The organism is uncultured Draconibacterium sp. (assembly GCF_913060805.1).
GTDB lineage: Bacteria > Bacteroidota > Bacteroidia > Bacteroidales > Prolixibacteraceae > Draconibacterium.
In genome coordinates this window covers 1-26,700 of record NZ_CAJXTC010000005.1, presented here as the reverse complement: position 1 = coordinate 26,700, position 26,700 = coordinate 1, and the positions used below count along the sequence as shown (strand labels likewise).

At 43.9% G+C, this 26,700-nt stretch carries 18 protein-coding genes; 7 read left to right on the top strand and 11 right to left on the bottom strand.

Annotation, left to right across the window (positions count from 1 at the left end):
* Positions 1 to 7 precede the first annotated feature (7 nt).
* From QZ576_RS04380 to QZ576_RS04360, 5 genes are all read left to right on the top strand, one after another.
* Positions 8 to 745, top strand: a complete 738-nt coding sequence (locus QZ576_RS04380) for a rhamnogalacturonan acetylesterase (RefSeq protein WP_297094459.1) — start codon at positions 8 to 10, stop codon at positions 743 to 745.
* A 2-nt stretch (positions 746 to 747) separates the two neighbouring features.
* A complete protein-coding gene (locus QZ576_RS04375; protein WP_297094456.1) occupies positions 748 to 1,704 on the top strand; it encodes a pectinesterase family protein in 957 nt (318 codons plus the stop codon).
* The gene (locus QZ576_RS04370) at positions 1,680 to 3,398 is read left to right on the top strand and encodes a T9SS type A sorting domain-containing protein (RefSeq protein ID WP_297094454.1); all 1,719 of its coding nucleotides are present in this window, start codon (positions 1,680 to 1,682) and stop codon (positions 3,396 to 3,398) included. The genes QZ576_RS04375 and QZ576_RS04370 overlap by 25 nt, the downstream gene beginning before the upstream one ends.
* Before the next feature lie 184 nt (positions 3,399 to 3,582).
* On the top strand, positions 3,583 to 5,676 hold the full coding sequence (locus QZ576_RS04365) for a beta-galactosidase (protein WP_297094452.1): 2,094 nt from the start codon (positions 3,583 to 3,585) through the stop codon (positions 5,674 to 5,676).
* Between the two features lie 60 nt (positions 5,677 to 5,736).
* A complete protein-coding gene (locus QZ576_RS04360; protein ID WP_297094450.1) occupies positions 5,737 to 6,732 on the top strand; it encodes a glycoside hydrolase family 43 protein in 996 nt (331 codons plus the stop codon).
* A gap of 15 nt (positions 6,733 to 6,747) precedes the next feature.
* On the opposite strand, the gene QZ576_RS04355 is transcribed toward QZ576_RS04360, so the two are convergent.
* The 7 genes from QZ576_RS04355 to QZ576_RS04325 form a co-directional block, all read right to left on the bottom strand.
* Positions 6,748 to 7,716, bottom strand: a complete 969-nt coding sequence (locus tag QZ576_RS04355; protein WP_297094448.1) for an alpha/beta hydrolase — start codon at positions 7,714 to 7,716, stop codon at positions 6,748 to 6,750.
* Entirely contained in the window at positions 7,717 to 8,712 is a 996-nt protein-coding gene (locus tag QZ576_RS04350; RefSeq protein WP_297094446.1) for a DUF4861 family protein, read from the bottom strand.
* 10 nt (positions 8,713 to 8,722) lie between these two features.
* Positions 8,723 to 9,904: a glycoside hydrolase family 88 protein gene (locus tag QZ576_RS04345; protein ID WP_297094444.1), complete on the bottom strand. Its 1,182-nt coding sequence runs from the start codon at positions 9,902 to 9,904 to the stop codon at positions 8,723 to 8,725.
* A 473-nt stretch (positions 9,905 to 10,377) separates the two neighbouring features.
* The gene (locus tag QZ576_RS04340; protein ID WP_297094443.1) at positions 10,378 to 12,618 is read right to left on the bottom strand and encodes a DUF5916 domain-containing protein; all 2,241 of its coding nucleotides are present in this window, start codon (positions 12,616 to 12,618) and stop codon (positions 10,378 to 10,380) included.
* 154 nt (positions 12,619 to 12,772) lie between these two features.
* Entirely contained in the window at positions 12,773 to 15,088 is a 2,316-nt protein-coding gene (locus QZ576_RS04335; RefSeq protein WP_297094441.1) for a glycoside hydrolase family 3 N-terminal domain-containing protein, read from the bottom strand.
* Between the two features lie 27 nt (positions 15,089 to 15,115).
* The gene (locus tag QZ576_RS04330; protein ID WP_297094438.1) at positions 15,116 to 16,675 is read right to left on the bottom strand and encodes a carboxylesterase family protein; all 1,560 of its coding nucleotides are present in this window, start codon (positions 16,673 to 16,675) and stop codon (positions 15,116 to 15,118) included.
* 113 nt (positions 16,676 to 16,788) lie between these two features.
* Positions 16,789 to 19,218 carry a glycoside hydrolase family 3 protein gene (locus QZ576_RS04325; RefSeq protein ID WP_297094436.1) on the bottom strand — a complete coding sequence of 810 codons (2,430 nt, stop codon included), beginning with the start codon at positions 19,216 to 19,218 and terminating at the stop codon, positions 16,789 to 16,791.
* A gap of 179 nt (positions 19,219 to 19,397) precedes the next feature.
* Here QZ576_RS04325 and QZ576_RS04320 point away from each other — a divergent pair, with 179 nt between their 5' ends.
* Positions 19,398 to 20,150, top strand: a complete 753-nt coding sequence (locus QZ576_RS04320; protein WP_297094434.1) for an NUDIX domain-containing protein — start codon at positions 19,398 to 19,400, stop codon at positions 20,148 to 20,150.
* A gap of 3 nt (positions 20,151 to 20,153) precedes the next feature.
* Here the strand turns inward: QZ576_RS04320 and QZ576_RS04315 are convergent, their stop codons facing one another.
* From QZ576_RS04315 to QZ576_RS04300, 4 genes are all read right to left on the bottom strand, one after another.
* Complete coding sequence (locus tag QZ576_RS04315; RefSeq protein WP_297094433.1) at positions 20,154 to 21,356, bottom strand: multidrug effflux MFS transporter; 1,203 nt, start codon at positions 21,354 to 21,356, stop codon at positions 20,154 to 20,156.
* A 90-nt stretch (positions 21,357 to 21,446) separates the two neighbouring features.
* A complete protein-coding gene (gene rhaD / locus QZ576_RS04310) occupies positions 21,447 to 22,241 on the bottom strand; it encodes a rhamnulose-1-phosphate aldolase (RefSeq protein WP_297094431.1) in 795 nt (264 codons plus the stop codon).
* Positions 22,242 to 22,275: 34 nt separating this feature from the next.
* Positions 22,276 to 23,751: an L-fuculokinase gene (gene fucK / locus QZ576_RS04305; RefSeq protein WP_297094429.1), complete on the bottom strand. Its 1,476-nt coding sequence runs from the start codon at positions 23,749 to 23,751 to the stop codon at positions 22,276 to 22,278.
* Between the two features lie 5 nt (positions 23,752 to 23,756).
* Entirely contained in the window at positions 23,757 to 25,544 is a 1,788-nt protein-coding gene (locus QZ576_RS04300) for an L-fucose isomerase (RefSeq protein ID WP_297094427.1), read from the bottom strand.
* Positions 25,545 to 25,667: 123 nt separating this feature from the next.
* Between QZ576_RS04300 and QZ576_RS04295 the strand changes: the two genes are divergently transcribed.
* Entirely contained in the window at positions 25,668 to 26,576 is a 909-nt protein-coding gene (locus QZ576_RS04295) for an AraC family transcriptional regulator (RefSeq protein ID WP_297094425.1), read from the top strand.
* The last annotated feature ends 124 nt before the right edge of the window (positions 26,577 to 26,700 follow it).

Below are 26,700 nucleotides of genomic sequence, written 5' to 3'. Positions count from 1 at the left end.
TTCAACCATGAAACGACTTTTCTATTTCTGCACTCTTATTCTGATCGTCCTCAGTTCCTGTCAAGAACCAAAGGAATTCAGCATTTATTGTGTGGGTGATTCAACAATGGCAAACAAGGAGGCTGACGCTTTTCCTGAAACCGGTTGGTGCATGGTGCTCGATGAGTATTTCAACCCGAACGTTGCGGTGAAAAACCATGCAAAAAACGGCAGAAGTTCAAAAAGTTTTATCGACGAAGGAAGATGGCAAACGGTGCTCGATAGCTTGCAGGCCGGCGATTATGTTTTTATCCAGTTTGGCCATAACGACCAGAAAGCATACGACTCAACACGCTACACCACTCCGTTTGGAACTTACTCTGAAAACCTTAGTAAGTTTGTTAATGAATCGCGTGAAAAAGGAGCTATCCCTGTACTTTTTACATCCATAGTACGACGAAAGTTTGGTGAAGATGGAAAGTTAACCGACACACATGGTGATTATCCGGTGGCTACCCGCCGGGTAGCTGATTTGTTGGATGTGCCACTTATCGATTTGCAAAAAATTACCGAAGAATGGGTAAATTCGCTTGGCGATGAAGCGTCGAAACAAATGTATGTGTGGACCGATATTACAAACGAGCGTCATCCGGAACCACGAAAAGACGATACGCATCTATCGCAGGAAGGGGCGCACAAAGTAGCTCAGTTGGCTACCGAAGCACTTAAAGAAACTGTGCCTGAGTTGGCAAAGAATTTAAAGTAAAAATGAAAAGATTAGGCTTTATACTGCTGTTTGTATGCTCGGTATTTTTCGCTGAGGCACAAACCAATATTCAGTTCGAAATTACTGTTGCAAAAGACGGCAGTGGCGATTTTGAATCGATACAGGCAGCCATTGATGCCACAAAAGCCTACCCTCCACAGCGAATCACGATTTTTATTAAAAATGGCTTGTACAACGAAAAAGTGTGTGTGCCATCGTGGAATAATCAGCTCTCGTTTATTGGCGAAGACCGGGATAAAACAATCATCATTTGGGATGATTATTTCGACCAGATCAACCGTGGACGAAACAGCACTTTTTTCACCTACACTTTCAAAGTTGAAGCCGACGATTTTTATGCCGAAAACCTAACCATTTCAAATGCTGCCGGTCAGGTTGGACAAGCAGTGGCTTTGCATGTTACAGGGAATCGTTCTCGATTCAAAAACTGTAAATTTCTGGGCAATCAGGATACTGCATTTCTCGATGGAGAAAACAGTCATCAGTTGTTCGAAAACTGCATCATAACAGGAACTACCGACTTTATTTTCGGTTCGGCTACTGTTGTATTTCAGAAGTGCACTATAATTAGCAAAAAAGACTCCTACATAACTGCGGCAAGTACACAAAAAGACAAAGATTTTGGTTTTGTATTTATCGATTGCAATCTGCAAGCCGACGAAGGTGTTCAGACTGTTTACCTCGGACGGCCATGGCGACCTTACGCCAAAACAGTCTTTTTAAACTGCTTTTTGGGCAAACACATTTGCAGCGAAGCTTGGGCAGTTTGGAGCAACAAAGAAAATAAAAGCACCACGTTTTATGCCGAATACAACAGTACCGGTCCTGGTGCCGCCCCCGACCGTGTGGAATGGGCCAACCAGTTAAGCCGCAAAGAAGCCACAAAATATACCCTTAAGAATATTTTAGGAGAATGGACAACACAACTCGAAGACTAAGCCCCGTTAAATTCCTCAAAACAATTTTCAACCTGCTTTTGCTGTTACTAATCCTTGTGCCAACACAAGCACAGGATAAGCTGCCGGCATTTCCGGGTGCAGGAGGGTTTGGAAAATACACCACCGGCGGACGTGGCGGACAGGTAATTTTTGTTACCTCATTGGAAGACAATCTGCAGGAAGGCACTTTGCGTTATGCGGTAAATCAAACCTTTCCGCGAATCGTGGTATTTAAAGTTTCGGGAACGATCCAACTCCAATCGGCTTTAAAAATTACAAATAACGACATTACCATTGCCGGACAAACAGCTCCGGGCGATGGAATTACACTGCGCGATTACCCGGTGAAAATTCAGGCCGATAATGTCATCATCCGTTATATGCGTTTCCGAATGGGCGATGAAGCTTTGCAGGAAGACGATGCACTTGGCGGCCGATATCAGAAAAATATAATTATTGATCATTGTTCCATGAGCTGGTCGACCGACGAATGTGCCTCGTTTTACAACAACGAAAATTTCACGCTGCAATGGAGCATTCTTTCGGAAAGTTTGCGCATTTCGGTGCACGAGAAAGGCACGCACGGTTACGGCGGAATTTGGGGTGGCGAAAAGGCTTCGTTTCATCACAATTTGCTGGCTCATCACGATAGTCGCAATCCACGTTTTTGCGGAAGCCGCTATTCTGACCGTGCAGAATACGAACTGGTTGATTTCAGAAATAACGTGATTTACAACTGGGGCGCCAACACCGCCTATGCAGCTGAAGGCGGTAGTTATAACCTGGTCAACAATTATTACCAGGCCGGGCCGGCTTCTTCCAACAAATCCAGAATCATTCAACCCTATGCCGATAATGGTAACAATGATCAACCGGCGGGTATTTACGGAACGTTTTACATCGTTGGAAATATTACGACTGCCAGCGATCAGGTTACGCAGGATAACTGGGACGGTGTGAACATGCATTCTACATTTTCGACTTATGCGCCGGGTGTAACCAAAGACGATATTAAATCAGATTCTGAATATGAAACAGGCGAGGTAATCACTCACTCCGCAGAAGAAGCTTATTTGAAAGTATTAGATTTTGTGGGTGCCAGTCTTGCCTACGACTCAGTTGACACAAGAATTATTGCTGAAACAGCAACGGGAACAGTTACTTTCACCGATGGTGGAAATGGCAGCTCAAATGGGTTAATCGATACGCAGGGAGCCGTTGGTGGTTGGCCGCTGCTAAAATCAAACGACGCCCCCGATGATACAGACGAAGATGGCATGCCCGACGATTGGGAAACTGCACAGGGGTTAAATCCAAACGATCCGGCTGATGCAAAATTGACTACAGTTGACGGCATCTACCCCAACCTTGAAGTTTATATCAATTCGCTCGTGGCCGAAATAACTGATCAACAAGACGAAAATGGTGTTCACACTGCGGTTAACGATATTGCAAGAAACGAGGACGCAATCAGCATTTATTACAACGGAAATAGCCAAAGTGTAGTGATCAATCATTCGATCAAGGTAAAAAGTGTTGAAGTATATAACATTACAGGCAAACTAATCACTACACAAACTTTTGATTCACCGATGGTAAAGTTGCCAATTTCAGTCGGCAGAAAAGGAATTTACCTCGTTCGTGTTCTTGATTCAAAGGATAAAACCTTCACCAGGAAAATTCCTGTATTTTAATTCTGTAAAAAACGAATCCTGTTACGCGAATCACTATTACATTAAAAGTCAGAGCTATTTGTTTTTAGCCTTCCTGTTTTCGCACTTTTCCCTTAATTTTATGGCTTTCGATTAGATATTTTCGAAAAATTGTACGTCATAATAATGTGCAATTGTTCCATAACTCAAATAAAGACCAAATTTCATGAACAAACGAAATCTTTTCAGATTCTTACTTATTAACTTTCTTCTAGTTAATTTTCTCGCAACAAGTACTTTAGCGCAAAAACGAAATTATTTTCCTCCTGAGGATTTAACCACTGTTGGTGCCTACTATTACCCGGAACACTGGGACGAAAGTCAGTGGGAACGCGATCTGAAAAAAATGTCGGAGATGGGTTTTGAGTATACCCACTTTGCCGAGTTTGCATGGGCACAACTGGAGCCGGAAGAAGGCGTTTACGATTTTGCGTGGCTCGACCGTGCAGTGGCGCTGGCCGACAAATACAACCTGAAAGTGGTAATGTGCACGTCAACAGCTACCCCACCGGTTTGGCTGGTGCGCAAACATCCCGATATTCTGAAACAGCATGAAAACGGCACACAAATGGATCATGGATCTCGCCAACATGCGTCATTCTCGAATGAATATTACCGCAGTTATTCGCTGAAAATGATTGAAGAACTGGCCAAACATTACGGCAACGACGACCGGATTTTTGGCTGGCAACTCGACAACGAACCTGCAGCCAATGTGGATTATGGCGATGATGCACAAAAACGTTTCAGAGCGTGGTTAAAAGAAAAATACGGTAACATTGAAGCGTTGAATGATGCCTGGGGAACCAACTTCTGGAGTGGTACTTACACCAGCTTCGATCAGATAAACATACCGAAACACTCGCAATGGGGAATGAATTTGTACCAACGTTTGGATCACAGTCGTTTTTGCGATTACGAAACCTCAAGTTTTTTGGATGATCAGGCAAAAGTAATTCGCCAATATGCCAATCCTAACCAGTGGATCACCACCAACTACATCCCCTATTATGATGCGCGTTATGCCGGTGCCAGCAAGGAGCTTGACTTTATTAGCTACACCCGCTACATGATTTACGGCGAGCACCGCGGAATTGGCCCGAAAGGTTACCGCGTGGGCGAATTTTCGCGCATTGCAATGGCCAACGATTTTTACCGCCCGTTATCGCCAATTTATGGTGTTATGGAGCTGCAACCCGGACAGGTAAACTGGGGATCGATCAACTCACAACCGCTGCCCGGAGCGGTTCACCTCTGGTTATGGCACGTTTTTGCCGGAGGTAGCAAATTCACATTCACCTATCGTTTTCGTGCCCCGATTTATGGCTACGAGCAGTATCATTACGGCATTGTTGGTCCCGACGGCGTAACACCAACTCCCGGCGGTTTAGAATACGAAAAGTTTATAGCCGAAATAAAAATGCTTCGCAACAATCCTTCTGAGGGGAAAATTCCTCAGGATTATTTAAATCGGAAGACTGGCCTTTTGTACGATCCGGACAATACCGTTGCCATAAATAACAACAAACAAACCAATGTTTGGGATACCGAAGGCCATGTGCTCAAATACTACAAAGCACTGAAAGCGTTTGGCGCACCGGTTGATTTTATTCGCGATACCATGGATTTTGCAAAATATCCGGTGATTGTTGCTCCGGCCTATCAGCAAATGAGTTTAAAGCTGATTGACAAGCTAACTGAATATGTAAAAAATGGCGGCAACCTCGTAATGTCGGTTCGCACCGGGCATCAGGATGAATTTGGACATTTATGGCAGGCTAAACATGCCGAGCCGATTTACGAATTGATCGGTGGCGAAATTGAATTCTACGATTTGCTCCGTCCGTTTGCGCCCGACACTGTGGTGATGGACAATAAAAAATACGCATGGACAACCTGGGGCGATATTATGCACACCAACAACGACACCGAAACCTGGGGAACTTTCAGTGGAGACTATTATGCCGGAAAAACAGCTGTAACGTTCAACAAGTTGGGTAACGGAACCGTAACCTATATTGGTGTCGACAGTCACGATGGAAAACTGGAACGTGCCGTGCTGGACAAACTTTACGATCGCCTTGACATTGAAGTAAAAGATTACCCGAAAGGTGTGATGGTGGAGTACCGCGACGGATATGGAATTGCGGTAAACTACTCAAATATTACCTACAACATGGAATTGCCTGCCGGTACCGAAATTTTGATTGGCGACAAAAACATCCCAACTGCAGGAGTACTGGTTTGGAAGACAAAATGAACATGGTAACTCTGCCAATCCTTTGGAGCAATTTTAATTAATCAATTTTAAACTTGTAGTATGAGATTTCTTGTAGTTACAACACTATTAATCTTGAATTTTATAACGGTTTTTGCACAGAACTGGAAACCCGAAGTAAAAGAGAATATACCACTGGATTCGATTCGTTTGAGCGATCCGTGTATTCTGGCCGATAAAAACACCGCCACTTATTACATGACCGGAACAGGCGGATTGCTATGGAAAAGTAAAGATCTGAAATTGTGGACCGGCCCTTTTGTGGTGGCACAAACCGATCCTGATTCTTGGATGGGATCGTGCCCAATGATATGGGCAGCCGAATTGCATCAATACAACGGCAAGTACTATTACTTTGCCACGTTTACCAACCGCGACGTGATTATCGATACGGTAAAAGGAAATGAGATCGAACGACGCGCCAGTCATGTTTTGGTGAGCGACAAACCCGACGGGCCTTATGTTCCGATGCAAGACCCGACTTACCTGCCGGCCGACAAACCGACCTTAGACGGAACATTTTGGGTGGATAAAGACGGGAAACCGTACATGGTTTATTGCTACGAATGGCTGCAAAACTGGAATGGAACCATTGAAAAGATTGAGCTGAAATCCGACCTCTCAGGAACTATTGGCGAGGGAAAAGTTTTGTTTCGGGCACACGATTCACCGTGGAGTCGCGAAAAGGATGATGACGGGAACATCGGCCCAAGTAGAGTTACCGACGGCCCGTGGCTCTTCGAAACGCAAACCGGAAAGCTGGGCATGTTATGGACCAGTTGGGCTTTTGAAGACTACGTTCAGGGGGTGGCTTACTCCGAAAGCGGCACATTGGACGGTCCGTGGATACAGGAGAAAGAACCGATTACTCCTCCTAATTTTGGGCACGGTATGCTGTTCCGCACTTTCGACGGCAAATTGCTCCTGTCGGCACATAGTCATAAAGACATAAACGGGCGTTATGTTCGTATCCCGCATTTGTTCGAGGTCGATGATTCGGGTGATAAACTGGTAATTGTTGGACCTTACCGGCCTTGAAAAGCAATAATAAATCTACTTCAACACCCTATCCAAAAAAGAAATAACCAGCGGCACTGCCTCATCAAACCACGGATGGAACAACCAAAACGGATGTGGCGTTTCTTCAATGGTATGCATTTCGTTGTAAATTCCGTTTTTATCCAACACAGCTAAATATTCGTCGCGGCCGGCATGAAACCGTGGCAAAGCGCTGTTTACAAAAAGTGTTGGTGGTGTTTTATCGCTTACGTAAGTTAATGGCGATGCTTCAATCCAAAGTTCCGGCTTTTGTTTGTAAGTGGCACCAAACCAACGTGCTCCGGCCGATGGTTTTGCCGGATCACTGTCTTTACCACTTTCGTTCGGGTCGGTAAAATCCAGTATCCCGTCAATATTTACAACGGCCTGCACTTTGTCGCTTACCGGCTCACTCACCGAATGCGAAGGAAATAAAGGATTTCCTCCAGTCGTCCCCAATAAAGAAGCCACGGTTGCCCCCGACGAGGTTCCAAGTGTTGCAATTTTTGCCGTATCCAAGCCAAATTCTGATGCGTGAATTCGTAACCATTTTAAGGCTGTTTTCAGGTCGGTAACACTTGCCGGATATTTGGCTTCGGGTGATAGACGCGATTCTACGGTAGCTGCCACATAACCGGCTTCGGCCAGCTTTTGTGCCATAGGCACCAAGTGCAATTTTGTTCCCGACGCCCAGCCCCCACCATGAATCAACAATACTCCGGGAGCTAATTTTACTTTACTGATTTTGGGGTAAAAAATATCGATATGTAGATCGCGCTCACCAAACGAATGGTAAACGATGTTCCGCTTTTCATTAATTGCCGGAATACTGAATTCCTCAACAATGGTTGCCTGCGGAAAATCTTTGGCAATCTTCCTATAGGCACTTTGCACGTTAAAAGTCGTGTCTTTTGGAAAATCGTATGCTTCCTGCGCAAAAACCCAAAACGGCAGCCAAACAAAAAACAGAACCAGTTTCCTCATTTATTGGATATATTTTGCCTGCTCAGTCAGCAGCGCTTTAAATTCTTCCATCGATGTTACTGCCGAGGCATCTTGTTCCCATGCAGCTCCAAAGTAATAAGTGAGCTCGTTATTTTCAGGTTTCATTACTACTACATCGCTGTATTTATCCTCGGTAACTTCAAGCAACTGATCGGTTTTTACAAAAACACACATGCCCAGTTTGTCCTCTTGCAAGGTTTGCACACCAAAAGTTGCCAAACAGGTCCAGCCATCTTTTATATCGGTAAAAACCTGCACTTCGGCACCGTCATGTTTTACAATTCCGCTGGCCAGATTTGGCAGGGCTTCACTAAGTTTAAGCGTATATTTTGTAAGGTAACTTCCCGCCTCAATTTCCAGTGTAGATTGCAGCGTTGTTTTTATATCGTTGATCTCCCAACCGTAGTAATTTACCGTTACTTTCGACTTGTCAGCACCACTTTCAACTTTGCTGTAAAGGCTGTCAGTCTTTTCAACGCGTATCGCTTTTTCGCCATCCCAAAAAGCTACCGAGCCAATTCCGAGTGAAGAACCTACTTTCAGCACATCAACGCCCCAATCGCTAACTTCGTGGTACGAATCAAAACCATCCAGTCCCACTTTGTGCAACACCGGCGATTCGGTTTTCTTTCCAAAAATATCGATGGCATTTCGCCAGTCGAGATAAATGCGGTAACCCACTTTGTCCGACTCCCACCCCGGTCCTTCAAACTGAATATCGAAAGAATGATCGGTGTGCTTTTCATCCACTTTCAGCTCATTTACCGGATGAAATTCGCCACCCTGATATTCCCATTGTTCGTTGCCGTTGTTTTTGGTTACCCATTTCCACTCACCGCCATCTTTTAAACCAAGATAAGCTTGTGTTCTTTGCACTTCGGCAGCTTTTTCAACCGTTTTCTCTTTGGGTTTATTATTGCTGCAAGCCGTGGCAATTAATGCCAAAATGGTAAGGACTAAAGTTAAATTCTTCATCGTATAGTGTTTATTTATTTAATTCAATGGCAGCCATAATCACTGGTGCAACGCCTTTTGGGTCGTTGTCCACCTTTTTCTCCGAAACGTAGTAGTTATAATCGGCCTCGCGGTAGGGATTTCCGCCCAAACCGCAGGCGCCGCAAGTATTGGTTAAAATTACGAAACCATTTTCATCTTCCGAAACCAGATTCTCAATCATACTGTCGAAAGCAGTGTTGGCTGTCTCCAGATAACTTTGCGGCAACCAACCATGTTTTGCTGCTTTCGCAAAGGTATAAATAAACATGGCCGATCCCGATGCTTCCAAATAGTTGCGGTCTTCGCCCCCCATATCCATCACCTGGTACCACAATCCTGTTTCAGCATCCTGAACTTTCAGAATAGCCCCGCTTAAATCATTTAAAATCGTAATCAGCGCTTCCCTGTCTTTATGATCTTCAGGCAGGTTCTCCAGCACGTCAACCAACGCCATCATGTACCAACCTGTAGCACGGCTCCAGAAATGTTTCGACTGGCCGGTTTCTTTGTTACACCAACGCTGTTCGCGGCTCTCGTCCCAGGCATGATAAACCAACCCCGTTTTTTCGTCGAGCGTGTGTTTGTAAACTTCCTGTAGCTGAAAAGTCACCTCATCAAACCACTGCGGCTGATCAAACACTTTGGCGTAACGCGACAAGAACGGTGAAGCCATATACAATCCATCTAACCACATTTGGTAGGGATACACTTTTTTATGCCAAAAACCGCCCGAATTTGTGCGCGGCTGACCTTTCATTTGATCCACCAAAGTCTCAATTCCCAGCTTATATTTCTCGTCGCCGTAATCCTCGTACAAAGTAATCATACAGTTGCCGGGGCGCACACGGTCGATGTTGTAATCCGAAGTTTTTTGCCCGTCGATTTTTCCATCGTCATGAAGAAAATAGTCGATATAGTCTTTCAGGTAAGCACCGTATTTCGGATCCACATTTTTTAGCTTGTAAATGGCATCACCCAAAAAAGCATAATCGTACTCGTATTTGGGTTTTTCGCGTTGGTAATAAATCAGACTGTCGGATTCGTGCAAAACGGCTTCAGCAAATTTTACCGACCACAAAGGCTCGGCAGTCTGCGCTGAATTTTGTTTGGTATTTTTTGAATTGCATCCGAGCAGGGCAACAAATAGGAAGAAAATTGAAAATGTCCTCATTGGTTTAATCTTGTTTGACAACAAAACTAATCTACATGCGAGATTTTCAATAATTAAAATGTATCAGATATGGGGTAGATTTTCCCAAACCTTGTAAAATAGGGTTTCGTAGGCACCTTTCAGCTATATAAATATGGTGATTGGGAAAAATGTAGAAATATCAAAGAGAATTCTTTACCCCTCTCCCTATCGGGAGCTCTCCTCACAAGGGGAGCCTGTTCCAACAAATTCTCATACCATACACCAAGGCCTTTTTTCCCTTTTTAAGGGAAAATGTCTACAGACAAAAGGGTAAGGTTTTTGTCCAAAACGTTTTCCCTTCATTCGAATGAAACACCTACGATGAGCTTTCTTTTGACTACTTCTTGGGCTTCAAGTTAAAGTAGATTTAACCAAAAGAAGAGAAAATGACATAAAAAACAGGGAACGAAAATTCGCCCCCTGCCTTAGCCTTTTTTACTTAAATATATTTTCTATAACTGGAAAGTATATACATATTTCACCTGAAAGATCCGGTTCAGGAACTTGGGTTCTTCCAAACCATGGTCTACATAATCATCTGTTGGTCGGATTTCGTTATACACCACATACAGATCGTTTCCTTCTTTGGGATTATAACGAAGGCGGAAATTGGCAACGGTTACATCGTTTACGCTGTTATACTGAATAAATGAGCTAAACGACAACTTAGTGTTGTACATGTATAAAAACTTCAGACGCCCCACATGCGCATTCATTTCCTGGTTACGGTCGCCAAACACCACATGGCTGTAATTGTAATAAGCAGAAAGCTGCAAACTGGCCGAAAGGTTATAAATGGGCTGAACAGTTGCGGTTACATTATTACCATCGTAAAACTGTCCACCCGACATCATAATAGTTGTAGACAGCGGTTTTGAAACCGGTGACATCAAGGTCATGCGGCTGGTGTACGTTTTATATTTACCGATGGGAACCTCAACATTATCATCTAATTCAAATTCTTCATCAACACCTTCAATACGGTAATTTAAATCGAGATTTACAAACCACCCTTTTTTGGTATTTAAACTAAAACCGGGCCCGTACATTCCTGTTTCCAAACCACCATCGGTTACGCGGTAGGTTTCGTAAAAAGTACCGTCAACACTGTATTTAAAAAGTTTCGACTCGGCGCCCGGAAGCCAGCCGTACTGCAGTTTGATTCGTGGTCCTTTGGTGGCATATTTTGATAAGAAACCAACCTGAGGATCAAAATTTTCGCCGGTATACGAATACGATAAATCGTAAGCAAAACCAACTTCACTTCTGCGTTGCCACGATGCCCGATAGAACGTATTTTCAATTCCGGCCGAAAAATCGGTGCCTTCCGGATCGGTGGTTTGAGCCACACCCGCTTCAATATAATCGTCGCCAAAAATGCGGAAAATACCGTCCACACCATAGGAATACGAATCGTTGATATCGGCACCAACCCTTGATGTCATAATCGCACCAACATACGAATTGGTATTGATTACCTGGCGGCGAAAACGCAACACGCCAAAGTTCTCGGATGGATTGGCATTATTCTTTTGGGTTTGCATATCCATAAATCCCATGTCCCATTTCCCCACGCGACCGGTTAAACGTGCACCGCCCAAAATCGGAGTCGGGCAACCGTCTTCATCCAAACCAATACGGCGGCTGTAAAATAGCTTGCTTGGTCCACTCAGTTTATAATCGAAAATACTTGAACGTTCCTGGAAGAACATCCTTTTCTCGGGAAAGAACAGCGCGTAACGCGTAAGATTTACTTGTTCGTCGTCGGCCTCAACCTGGGCAAAATCGGTATTAAAAGTAAGGTCCATGGTGAGGTTGCTCGTTAAGCTGTATTTTATATCTACCCCACCGGTCAATTTGTTGTCTTTTGATGAATCAAAAGCTGTTTCCTCCTCGTTCAGTTCGTTGTTTTTCTCCACTCCGGTAGTAATATATGGAGCGACATAAACAGGTTTTTTGCTTTTTACTCCCGACAGCTGAATGGTTTGTGCCAGCGACGGTTTGTTAGATGCCAGTCTGCCGTATTTCGGATCGGCAGCAGGATAAGTATCTAGTTCGTTGTTGTGACTTACGCCGCGGTTAATCAGCAATCCCATTCGCACGCGTCCGTCAACTTCCTGAAAACGGAGACTTGAAAAAGGGATACGCATTTCAACCGCCCAACCGGTTGCGGTGCGTGCTGTTTTTACATCCCAGAACGTGTTCCAGCTGTAGTTTTGCGTAGTTGCCGTTCCCGGAGGACCCGGCATTTTTTGTGCATCGTTCGATACCGCATAATCAATACGCTGCCCTGCCGGCATGGTAAAGAAAGCCAGCGCATTTTCGTTATCGTCGTAAGTATCTAATAATATTCCGAAAGAATCTGGGTTCTTCGATTTTTCGTCGCGCTTTTTGCTGGTAGAAACGATGTTTTCGGGATTCTTATAATTCAGGAAAGCACCTACCCACAAGAAATTATCGTCGTAACTGATGTACGTTTTTGTATCCTCGCTTGGTGCAGCCTCAAAGTTGGGGATGTGCATTATCAGATCAAACTGCCTTGCCTTTTGCCAAAAGGCCTCGTCGGGCACTCCGTCGAAATTTACCGTTCCATCATTTTGGGCTATTTGCACAATGTCCTGCCCGAACACAATGATGGAACTGCACGTGCATAAAAGTAGCGACACTAACTTTAAAAAGAATTTGGTTTTCATGTTATTTTCGGTTTTGGTCTAACTGGCTCGAACAAGAATTTCCGGGTGTATCTCCGGCAGTTTAAAGCCTTTACTAATTTGGTTAAGTCGATTTAAAATTGTTAGCGAAAGGATCTCCGGTGTTACCCGAAGATCCTAAAAAACTGCGATTGTTTTATTTGTATGTATTTACTCTTTCGTCGTTAATCACTCCACTCCAGTTCATACCGTAGGCAAAATCGTAAACATTGCCGCTTTCGTCGGTATAACAATCCATGTCGCGCGGAACATCTTCAAACTGCTCTTCCACAGTTTTCATGTTTGCAGGCAACTGGAAAGGCAACAAACCTGAAGGTTCGGCACTACCTGTTACCAAATCCATTATTGCCTGGTCCTGCACACCACAATGAACAAGAATTGCATCGGCACTCTTTTCAAACTCGGCAGGGATAAACGGATTGGCAACATTCACCACAACAATTACAGGTTTATCACCCATTTTGGCTTTTGTTTCGTTCACCATTTCCATGTCGTAAACATTGGCTGCCTCGGTTGATTTTCCTTTGTATGTTCTGTCGGTAAAATCCTCAAACGGACTGCCGCCTGCAATACTTTTCTCGCGGGCATATTTTGCAGTGTATGGTCCATACTGAAGTGAAATTGGAACATAACCGTTTCCGCCTTTTTCTTTATCCTCGAGCGAATACCCCGAACCTCCCTGCGGACTTGAGATCAGACAAATAGCAACATCTGCTTTCTCAGGTGCATCAACCACTTCGCAATAGTTGGCTACCATATCCATGTTTGCTGCGTCGCTCCAGCTTGGTTCCGTAACCATTCCAAACCAGTTTGCACCACCCGGATTGTATTTTTGAGGAATATAAACTTTCAACTTCTTCTCTACCGGCAAAACTCCATCCTTATTTTTCAGCATCACAACCGATTTCAATTGCGCTTCGTAACCGGCTTTCATGTATTCCGGATTACCCACAATTTCTTCCGATTCGGCAACTACCAGGTAAGGATTTTCAAACAATCCCGGGCGGAAAATATTTTTCAGCAAACGAACGGCAGATTGCTCAAAACGATTGCGCATGTATTCTTCGCCGTGTTCTTTCACACCCATCTCGTAAGCTTCCAAAACCGGCCCTTTTTCGTTGTTTCCACCAAACTGGTCAGCGCCGGCCTCAATCACTTTGTAGTGACGTTCTGCAATTGAAAGTCCTTCTACGCCCCAGCATTTTCCAAGGAATTCGTGTACACTTCTCGTATCTGCAGTAATCATCCAGTCGGTACAAATTACGCCATCGTAACCGTACTCGCCTCTTAACAGATCGGTGATGATGTATTTATTGTAGGCGTTTCCAACGTTTTCGCCATTCTTCTGATCGATGTTGTACGAAATGGTATAATATGGCATAACCGCTGTTGCTTTGCCCGTTGGACCATCCAGTTTAAAAGCACCTTCGGTAAACGGTTTTAACTGATCCGACAGATTGTTGCCCGGATAAACCGCATACGCGCCATAACCAAAGTGCGCGTCGCGGCCACCTTCTTCAGGGCCGCCACTTGGCCAGTGTTTTACCATGGCATTAACACTTTCGAATCCCCAACCGCCGGCAATTTCTTTGGCTGCAGAAGAGGTTTGAAATCCGTCGACATAGGCACGTGCCAGGTCGGCTGCCAAACCGGGATCTTCGCCCATTGTTCCGCTAAAACGGCTCCAGCGAGGTTCGGTTGATAAATCGATCTGTGGAGAAAGTGCAGTTGCAATTCCCAACGCACGGTATTCGATTGAGGCAATTTCGCCAAATTGTTTCATTACATCAGGATCAAAAGTTGCTGCCAAACCCAATGTAGTTGGCCACATTGAAATATCGCCACCGGCACCGGCATTGTATTCGGTTTCGGCAGTTGTTCCGTGGCGGGGATCGGTACTTGTATTTCCGGGAATTCCCAATCCAAGACCTTCAACCAATGCCTGCATGTTGTTGTTCCATTGCGCAGCTACGCCCGGACTTTCAACGGTGGTAATCAGCACATGACGAAGATTATCATCGGTAAGAAACTTTATCTGCTGATCTGTAAGGTCACTTGATAAGGCGCCACCATCAGAAAAAGGTTTGCCATTGTAAGTTCCGGCACCAAAACCACCACCTCCGGCAGGTATCGACTGGTGTCCGCTGTATAACATTAAACCGGCAATTTGTTCCACCGACATTTTAGATGCCAGATCTTTGGCACGCTCGTCAACCGGCTTGCGCCAATCTTCGTAAACATCCAGCTCGCCGTTCTTATTCAAATCTTTAAAAGCATAACCACCATCAGTAAGTAGTGTTACTCCAGACTTTGGAGAATACCCCAAAGTTGCTCCTCCATCGTTGTGAACAAGATTAAAATCGCCCATTTCTTCTTCCGTCCATTTTGGACCACAGCCTATAAACAGTGCTGTAAAAAGAAATGCGACAGATAATATTTTCAGTTTTTTCATATTTAGTTTATTTAGTTGCGAGTAGTTTTAGTTGGAATAAAAATCATCAAGAAACTTCAGTAGTTCAATACTTGGCAAATCGCCACACGCTGATGTAGTATTAAAATGCATCGCCTTCAGGTTATCGGGAGTAGCTGCTTCCCACTCCGGCAATCCTTCTGCATTTGGATCACCTGAAGTGGCAAAATTCACCCAGTAATCCGACATCAGATCTGCCAGTTCGTAATCCGCCTCTGTCCATGGGCGCGGGCTCATTTTTAAGTTGTTGTAAGCATAAGGAACTTCTCCGGTATGGAAAGCACCAAAATCGCTCATACCATCAGCGTAAGGAACATCGCGCTCAAAACGGTACATAAATACCTTTGATGTTGCGTTTTCATTTTGTAACTGCATCCATTTGTACGACTGAATACCAAAAGTTTGCAAGGCACCAAGAGCGTTCTGAATTTCCTGTGCTTCTTCTTCAGTGTCTAATGGGAATGTGGCCAAAAATTCATCGGCCATATCGCCAAATAGTTGTTTAACGTTCTCTTTGAATTGGGCAGCAGGTACAGGTGGAGGTCCAAAACCTTCATCTTTGTTCCAGCCAATAATTACCGGAACATCGTTTTGCTCACCGTTGGCAAAGATCTCGCCCACCGATTTTGGAAGAAAATAACCATCAACAATAGGAGCTCCACCACCTCTGACACTTAAAATCTCTTCAGCGCTTTTTGCGCGCAACTCCTCAATAGTTGAGGCGCCCAATGACTCAGCAAATTTTACACCTGCTTCCTCGCCAGATTTCAGGCTGCCACCACGTGCCAATGCACTTGTTGATAATACGGCACCACCACTCTCGGCAATCGCACGATGGATAAGCCCTTTTGTTAGCGGACTTGCCACCAAATAATTGATACTAAATGCACCTGCCGACTGACCGGCAATGGTTACATTGTTTGGATCGCCACCAAAGGCAGCAATATTCTTATTTACCCATTTCAGGCCTTCAACCTGGTCGAGCAATCCATAATTTCCGGAGGCGTTGTTTGGCGACTCAGCGGTTAGATCAGGATGCGCTAAAAATCCTAAAGTTCCTACACGGTAGTTTACGCTGATAAAAACCAGGCCTTTTTTCGCCATTTCTTCACCATCGTAAATAGGAACAGCAGTTCCGCCACTGGAGAAACCACCGCCATAAATGTATACAAACACCGGATGTTTCTCAGTAGCATCTTTGGCCGGAGTCCAAACATTCAGGTACAAACAATCTTCGCTTAACGGCTCTTTGGGAGCGATAAACTCTTGTGTCCACATCCTAAACGGCATTGGAGTTGCCTGCATCGGGCTGGCTGAAAATTCAGTGCATTCCTTCACTCCTTCCCACGGCTCAACGGGTTGCGGCGCTTTCCAGCGTAAATCGCCCACAGGAGGAGCTGCAAACGGAATTCCCTTAAAAGTGGTTATTCCGGTACTTTCATCAAATGAGCCACTTACCGTTCCGTCGGCAATGGTTACACTATCTTTTATTTGTTGGGGTGCAGGAGTTGAACATGCCCCAAATACCAGGGCAATACCAATAAACAGAATTACGCGTACGTTTTTCATAGGTAGTAGGTTTACAATTTGTTTAGTCTTAAAAAGGTTGTTAAATCACAGGTTAAGGAAAAGGGAACTCCCCCCCTGAACGATTCCAGGGAGAGAGTATTAACCAAGTCCCACTACCTATGCATTTTTTCAAAGTCTTTTTCAGGCACCATCGCTTTTGATACCTTTTCAACTACAATATCGTTGGCAACAGCGAATGTTGCTTTTTCTTTAATGTCTTTTGAAGAAGCTCCAACTTTAACAGTATAATCACCGGCTTCTGTAATCCAACTTGTGCTTGCTTCATCGAATGAAGCCAAAAGTGCTGCATCAATATCAAATGAAAGCGTTGCCGATTTCCCCGGTTTCAATAAGGCTGTTTTTCCAAAGGCTACCAACTCTTCTTCCGGTTTTTCCAATTCTTTACCCGGAGCGCTGGCATAAACCTGAACCACTTCTTTTCCGGCCACATCACCTGTATTTTTCACATCGACAGAAACAGTAATTTTTCCATCAAAATTTTTGTCGCTCAGTTTCAGGTTGCTGTATTCAAATGTTGTGTACGATTTTCCGTATCCGAATTCGTAAGCTACCGGCACATCGAAAGTGTTGAAATAACGGTATCCCACATAAATATCTTCTTCGTAAACCACTTCCCAAGGCACGCGGCGCATCATCGAGAAACCTGATTGGTCAGCAGTATTATCTTCTGCTCCCTCAACTTTTACAGCCTCGCCGGGGAAATTATCCGACGACGAACCATCTTCGTATTTCACAGGGAAAGTCTGTGCCAGTTTTCCCGACGGATTTACTTTTCCTGAAAGTACATCAACTACAGAGTTTCCACCTTCCTGTCCGGGTTGCCATGCACAAAGAATGGCATCAGGAATATTGCTCCAGCTGGCCGTTTCAACAACGCCACCAACATTCAGAATAACTACTGATTTTTTGCCTTTAGCGTGGAAAGCGTCAGTTACAGTTTTTATCAGGTCTTGTTCATTTTTATTCAAATAGAAGTCGCCTTCAACAGCTTCGCGGTCGCCACCTTCACCGGCATTTCGTCCGATTGTGATTAAAGCAATATCAGCTTTTGCAGCCATGTCTTCTGCAATCGACGCATCCAACGCCATTTCGTCAACAGGAATTTTTCCGCCCATCAAAGCAGCCAGGAAATTTCTTGAATTATCCTGTACTTTACGTGCTTCTTCCATGTATGAAACGTATGTTTTCTCAAGGTCATCGTAAGTAGTATAACCTGCATTTTCAAGGCCTTGCAACAACGAAACAGTGTATGCTTCGTTAACGTCGCCACTACCTGTTCCTCCTGAAATAAAATCGTACGAAGTATTTCCGAAAGCGGCCACATTTTTAATGCTTTTTGCGAAAGGAAGTGCGCCGTTGTTTTCCAGCAATACCATACCATCGGTGGCCGCCTGGCGAGTTACTTCGGCGTGTGCTTTCAGATCTGGTTTGTTCGAAATTTTATAACCGTTATAACGAGGTGTTTCCACCATAATATTCAGAATTCGTTCAACGTTTGTATCCAAAACTGATTCATCCAGTTTTCCCGATTCAACAGCTTCGATCAACGTTTTAATAGTCTCCGGCGAACCCGGTTGGATCATATCATTTCCCGCTTTCATTTGGGCAACAACATCGCTACCGCCACCCCAGTCGGTCATTACATATCCTGCATATCCCCAATCGTCGCGAAGAATTTTAGTCAACAAATCGTGACTCTCAGAAGTATATTCTCCGTTTACTTTATTGTACGACGACATCACTGTCCAAGGCTCACTTTCTTTAACTGCAATCTCAAATCCTTTAAGGTAAATCTCGCGTAAAGCACGTTCGCTAACAATCACGTCAACCGACATACGATTGGTTTCCTGGTTGTTAACCGCAAAGTGTTTAATTGAAGTTCCAACGCCATTCGACTGGATTCCTTTTACCATAGCAGCCGCCATTTTTCCGGCTACCAACGGATCTTCCGAATAATACTCGAAGTTACGTCCGCACAACGGATCGCGCTGAATGTTCAATGCAGGTGCTAAAAGTACGTCGGCACCATATTCCAGCACCTCTTTACCCATTGCTTTTCCTACCGACTCAACCAACTCGGTATCCCACGATGATGCCATAACTGTGGCAATCGGGAAAGCTGTACAATAATAAGTATCGGTTTCTCCCGGGCGGGTTGGGCTGATACGCAACCCTGCAGGACCATCAGCTAAAGTCTGGCTGGTAATTCCCAGATCAGGATATTCGGCAGTAACGCCGGCAGTTCCGGGCAAATACCCCCTGATTTTATCAACCATTTTTCCGTAAGGAGTGCTGGTGTCGAGGCCACCTCCAAACATTGGCGGCATTTGGTCCCGAATCGAGTCGGGTAAAGGAAAATACATTCCGGTTCCGATAACCAACTGAGCTTTCTGCTCCAGGGTCATCGATTTTACAATTTCTTTTACGCTTTTTTGTGAAACACTTGCCGACAGATTGCCGGATACAAGAAACATTACAATGAGGGCTAGCACACTGTTTAGTCTAAGTTTGTTACCGATCATGGTGAATGATTTAGTTCTAAATTAAGTTTTAGTTTATCGATATGGTTTTTATCGACGGCGTTGAATATAGGAATAAATTTCGTTCCTAGTGTCATAGCGACACATTATTATATTTTTAAACATATTCACTTAATGTTTACAGAATTTTTTCTAATTTGTAAGCATTAAAACTAAAGACCTTGACTGAGATTAAGCCATTCAATTCTACGGAGTACATGAATCATATATCACTCGACTGTGTGATATTCGGATTCAACAACAACGAACTTAAAGTTTTGCTTTTGCATTTAAAGTACTCGAAAGAAAATACGCTGCCCGGTGGTTTTTTGAAATATGATGAAACACTTGAGCAGGCCGCGCAAAGAATTGTTAAGGAGCGAACCGGGCTTGACAACCTGTTTTTAAAACAATTTAAAGTTTTTAGTGATCCGGAACGTTCACGATCGAACAAGGCAGTTATGGATGGAATAATAGCCGGCACCATTCCCGATCCATCGTTTTTCGAAAATCGATTTATTACAGTAGGATTTTATGCTTTGGTTGACTTTTTGAAAGTAAAACCAACGCCCGATTTCTATTCCGACCACTGCGACTGGGTGAGTTTGAACACGGAACTTTCGATGTTACTCGACCATAAACAAATTATTCAGGAAGCTATCGTCACTTTGCGTTTACAGCTAAACCAGCAACCAATCGGGCTAAAACTTTTACCCGAAAAGTTTACCATGCCCGAACTTCAGAAACTTTATGAAACCATTCTTGGCCGCGATTTAGACCGACGCAACTTTCAGCGAAAAATGCTGAACTACAATATTCTCGATAAGCTACAAGAACGAAAAACAGGCGGTGCACACAAATCGCCGTATCTGTATTCGTTCAATGTTGAACGCTACCAGGAAGCCCTGAAAGATGGTTTGAGCGGAATTTGGTAACGATTATTCTTTTATCCGCAAAGCCCAGTTATACAGAACATTTCCCGTTAACGTACAAAAGAACAGCACCATTCCGAACGGAATAAGATCACCAGTGTGAAATAGCGACATTATACTTCCTATGACCGCACTTATTGCAAAGCGGGCAATTCCGATGGTCGCATTTGCCGATCCTGCAACTTCAGGATTGTGATTCAAAATTGTTGCGGTTCCGTTTCCAAAAACCAAACCTAAACTCCCCACATATAAAACAATTGACGCAAATACCGACCATAATTGCGGCTCAGGCATCAATACCGAAATTGCCAATGTAACTCCCGAAATCAGCTGCAGTAATAATCCGTAGCGCAGAATCTTTTCAGGATCGTGTTTCTTCAAAAGAATGGTATTTAAAAACGAAAGCATGATGTTTAAAACAACATTCGCACTAAAAAACAACGGGAAACGCATTTGGGTGACACCAAAATACTCCATGTAAATAAACGAGGCTGCCGTAATAAAAACATACAAACCCGACATGGGCAAACTTATGGCGAACAGCAAAATTGTACTTTGTTTGTTCGAGAAAAATACCCGGTACTTTTCAATCAATTGCCGGCCTGTAATTTTTCGGGTAATCAACTTCGGAGCTCTTGACTCGGGAATAAGCAACCACATGGATAAAAACAGCAAAATTGAAAAGGCCAGCAAAAACCAAAAGATGCTTTCCCAACCGTACCAATGAATCAATCCGGCACCAAGAACCGGTGCAAACAGCGGTGCCAGCATAATGATCATACTGATGATGGTAACAAAACGAGCCACCTGTTTTCCACTGTACCAGTCGCGGATAAACACATTACCTGTAACCGTTGCAAAACCGCCGCCAAAAGCCTGAAGAATACGCAATAACAACACGTATTCAATTTGGGTACAAGTTGTTATTAGTAAAGAGGCTAAACCATAAAGCGCAATTCCGGTGAGTGCAATTGTTTTTCGTCCAAAAGCATCGGACAACGGACCACCGAAAAAATTACCAAAAGCAAATCCCAGGAAATACAAAGTGATAGTAAGCTCAGCAACATTCAGAGTTACGCCAAAAAACTTGGCGATATCGGGCAGGGCAGCAATGTAGGTATCAATTGCAAATGGCGACATGGCCACCATTGCAGCCATAACCATTGTTAATACGGGAATAAAAAATTTGCTTGTGCGGCTTAAACTCATCCTTGTCTCGTTACAATTTTGGCGCGAAGGTATAAGTTTTAAACTAAGCCCCGAATTATTACGGCTTTGCCACCTCCGAATTTAACACTCTCAGGTATTAATTAGCTCATCCAGTTGTTCGGGAGATAGTCCTTCCGGATTGAATCCGGCACTCCAGGCTAGCAACAAAAGTTTAGCTCCCTTATTGGCCACATCCAAAAAATCGAATGCCTCTTCCATATCAACTCCGGTTGCCAAAGCGCCGTGTTTTTCCCACAAAACAACGTCGTGATCCTTTAATGCATCCAGCGTAAGATTTGCCAGTTCTTCGGTTCCGTATCGGGCATAATCGGCACACCCAACTCCTTTTGGAACATACAACTTTATTTCGGGGCACATTTTCCAAAGCGAGTGATTAAATAAAACCTCGTCCTTAAAGATTTTATGATGGCTTAAAACAACCAACTCGATCGGATGTGCATGAACTACAGCTTTTCTGCCGGTATTATTAACCGCATTAAAAAGATGAATTTTTATGTGCGCACTCAGTTCCGAAGTAGGCTTGAATCCGGGCTTTTTACCTCCCCATAAAACAGAATAGGCTGTAGCCGATTGGTTAACAGCGATAATTGATGCCACTTCTTCTGTCCTATTGACCAAATGCCGCAAACGACAACCAGAGCCCGTAACAAAAAGAACCATGCCCGCTGCCTCTTTTGGAAAAATGCAGGTAACTTCTTCTCTAATTTGATTTATCATCTCCTCCGGGAAAAGTCCGCTTAGATCAATGGAAATATTTCCCGAGCTTTTTTCTGCCCACTCTTTTTCCCATAAATAACCGGCAACTTCGCTAACCTGTTCAATATGTTTTACGACTTCTGCCGGAAGATTTTTTAATACATCCACAGTTAATTCTTAAGTTTTGTAGTTCAATACTTTATTAAATGTATTGCATGCGCTTTTTAAAAACCTGATACAATTCACCGTATTGTTTTTGATTCTCAGATGGCTCAATAATTTTTGGGTTATAATCCACCAACTGCCGGGCTGCTCCGGGCGATTTTGCCACGCCACTTCCGGCAAACACAAACAAGGCGGCTCCCAAAACGGTTGTCTCCTTCTGATCGACCAGTTGTATGGGCAAATTGCAAACGTCGGCACGCAATTGATTCCAAAGATAGTTTTTTGATCCACCACCCACACAAATTATTTTTTCAGCTTTAAAATCACCGGCATTTTCCAATGCTTCAATGCCAAATCGCAAACGATACGCCAGACTTTCGAGAAATGCCCGATAGATTTCACCTCGTTTGGTGTGAATCGTTAAGCCGTTTATAGCACCAAAATTATTGCTTCCGCTTTCGCCGTAAAACGAAGGATTTACCCAAATTGAAGATTCTCCGGGCCGCAAAATACTGGCATCAGAAATCATTTTATTGTACAAAGCATCACCACTCAATTCCGGATAAAAATTCATTGCAAACCACTCCAATATTCCCGACGCCAGGTAATTCTGCCCGATATTGAACAATCCCTTTGCAGCATCCAGTTCTGTGGTCAACTGCGCTGCCAGTTCTTTTTCCGTTGACTTAAATCCGGCACTTCGCGCCATAATGATCTCCCAGGTTCCGCTACTCAGAACCAGTTCGTTTTCATTGGCTCCCGAACCAAACACCGCAAACTGCGTATCGTGCCCACCAAAAAACACAGGTACATTTGCAGGAATTCCTGTTTCCATTTCTGCCTTTTGATGAACATGCCCGGCCAGTTCTCCTGATTCCGCTATATCACCCAAAATATCATTCCGAATATCCAAAGCTGCAAATATCTTTTCCGATGGCTGCTGTTTTTGCATGTCCATCATCATGGAAGTCCCTGCCATGGTCGCGTCGTTTCGTAATTCGCCCGTCAGCTTAAAAATGAACAGTGAGGTGATAAACAAAAAACGATGGGCCGTTTCAATTACCTCCGGCCGGTTCTCTTTCATCCACACAAACTTATTGATGGTATTAAATGCGTATGGGAAAGTGGCAGCCTCGGCATATAATTCTTCTAATGGAATATATTTCCCAATCTCATTCATAATTGGCGTTGTACGCTGACATTGCCATGAAATTACGGGATAAAGCAGTTTGCCATCATTATCGACAAAAGTACCATCCACACCAAAAGTAGTAACCGTTACGCCGGCAATCCGTTTTGTATCGATTGCAGCCATAACTTTTTGCGAGGCAGAACAAAGTTTTCCCCACATTTCTTCCACATCCCAAATTACGCCACCCGAGAATTCAGGATCAGGACTTGTATTGTTTGCAGTCGATTCCGAAGCCACAATTTTGCCATGCACATCCATGGCGATCACCCGCAGGTTTGTGGCTCCGCAATCGAATACTATTGCCAGATCTTTTTCAGGCATACGAATTATTTTTTACCGTAAAGTGGCCCGTAAGTTTCACAGGCACGGAAATCTGAACCTTCTTTATTTTCGCCAAACGATGCCCATGCACTCGGACGGAATACCTTGTCGGCATCAACATTATGCATGTTTACCGGAATCCGCAACATCGAAGCCAGTGTAATCAGGTCGGCTCCGATATGACCGTAGCAAATCGCACCGTGATTGGCGCCCCAATTAGCCATTACCGAGTACACATCTTTAAAAGCTCCCTCACCGTTTACTCGCGGCACAAACCATGTTGTTGGCCAGGTTGGATTGGTGCGTTCATCTAAAACTTCATGAATATCATCGGGAAGTTCAACGGTCCAGCCTTCGGCAATTTGAAGCACCGGCCCAAATCCGTCAACGAGGTTTACACGACTCATTGTAACCGGCATTTGTCCGATAGTCTTAAACTGCGACGAATATCCTCCACCACGGAAATATCCCCGCTCAGCCTGTGGCCACAGTGTATTGTCCAAACACTTTTGAGCTTCTTCTTCGGTAATCTCCCAGAAAGGTTTCATTGCCGGATTTCCATCTTTATCGCGTTGCTGTGCTGTTGCATCAAGCGTTGTTGAGCCCGAGTTGATCAGGTGAATAATTCCACCTTCTGCCAAACCGCTCAGTTCTTTTCCGCAAACACGTTTTACTGCTTCCGGACTCCAGTAGGTTCGTACATCAGAAAATATCTGGCTGGTATTGCTCAGCAGGTGTCCGAACAACATCGACACACCATTTAAACTGTCGTTTTCAGTAGCAAAAACAAAAGCCTGACGAATACCGTTCCAGTCGAATGATGAATTTAAAATGGCTTCTGTAAAATCGGCGTTTGGCTGATAATCGGTCCACTGGCGTTGCCCCTGAAAACCACCAAGAATTGCATTTCTTCCCAAACCTTCTTCGCGGTAACCTTTGGCAATAACCTTTTCGTTACCGATCATCATGTCGCGACAGATCAAAGTCATTTTAACTACGGTCTCCCACTCCGCTTCTTTTCGGGCAGCATCAGCCTGGTCTTCCGGTTTATTTACATCCTTACCTTCTTTGCAATTTTCTTTTGTCCACGCCAGAGCTTTTTGATACTCCTCCTCATCGTAAATACCTTCGTCAATACGTCGAAGAATCTCAACCGATTCGACAAACTCGGTGCGAATTCCCAAATACTTTTGAAAAAATGATGAATCGACCATCGATCCGGCAATTCCCATAGAACTGTATCCGATCGACAAATAAGATTTTCCTTTCATCTGTGCCACTGCCAGCCCCGATTTTACAAAGCGTACTATTTTTTCTTTTACATCATCCGGTATTGTTTTATCGCCGGCATCCTGCACATCGCGACCATAAATTCCGAAAGTTGGCAATCCTTTTTGCGTGTATCCGGCCAAAGCTGCTGCCAGATATACAGCTCCCGGACGCTCGGTTCCGTTAAATCCCCACACCGCTTTTGGCACGAGTGGATCGGTGTCCATCACCTCGGTGCCGTAACACCAGCAAGGTGTAACCGTTAACGAAACGCCAACTCCTTCTTTTCTGAATTTCTCCGCACACATAGCAGCTTCGGCCACGCCTCCAATACAGGTGTCGGCAATAACACATTCCACGGTTTCGCCACTTGGAAATCGTAATTGTTCGCTGATAAAAGATGCTGCTGCCTGTGCAAGGTCCATTACCTGTTTTTCAAGCGACTCCCGAACACCGCATTCGCGTCCGTCGATAACGGGACGGATACCCACTTTGGGCAAGTCGCCAATTAGTCTGTTAGCCATAATTGTCTATTTAGATTTTTGAAGTTTATTGTATTTACTTAGCGATTACAAAGTACCACTAAACCACCCCAAAAGCAATGGCTATTTTTATTACATTTGTATCTGTTTCTAACATCAGCCAATATGACTACATTTAAAATAAAGCCTGAAAAAGGTGATCCTTCTGATGTTATTCAACTGTTTCCGAACTACAATATTCAGCTACTTTGTTGCCGGCACTGGTGGCTTGAAAACTGGGAATACAACGAACTTTCATTCCCTTACTGGCGCATTTACCACAACAACGCCGAAGGTGCTAAAATCATTCATAACGATACAGAATACAACTTATCGCCCAATAAAATAATATTGATTCCTCCCAACACGTCCTATGCAACACGTTTGTATGATCATGAAATACCGAAGGAAGGATTTTCGCTCGTTGGAGGACGTGTTGACTTGAATTCAAACAGACAAAAAGCTTTATCAAAACCCAACCTCTTGCATCTGTTTATCCACTTTAATATTGGAATACCTTACGACAATATCTCGCCCGGAGTTTTTAGCTTTGAACTTACCGAGCATCTCCAATCGAAACTTCAGTTGATAAAAAACCACTTGAACAAGGATCACAAATTCTTTAGTTTCCATATAAGTTTGGTGATAAAAGCTTTGATTGCAGATTTACTCACCGATCTCCCCGAATCGAATTGGGATTTGATTTCAAACGATCATCGGATTATCAGCTGTTTACGTTACATCGAGGAAAATTTAACAGATGATCTGAGCAATCCAGCTTTAGCCAACAAAGCTAAAATGGCGACGAATGCATTTATCCGGCTCTTTTCAAATGAGGTTGGGATCTCTGTTCAAAAGTATATCCGCAACAAACGCATCGACCGGGCATGTATTTTGCTTCACCACTCCAACTTCAGCATTGACGAAATAGCACTAAAAACAGGTTTTGCCGATCGCTACCATTTTTCCCGGATCTTCAAACAATCTACAAGTATTTCCCCGGCGCGGTACAAGAAGGAATTTGGAATGAGCTGATAAATAATACAATTTACTTAAAACTCTCCCTCATTCCCTCTCTACGCGTACCTTAGATTTGCGAAGATATTTTTTGATGGAATGGAAAGGATTAATTTTGAGTATAAACCAAGATATTAAAAAG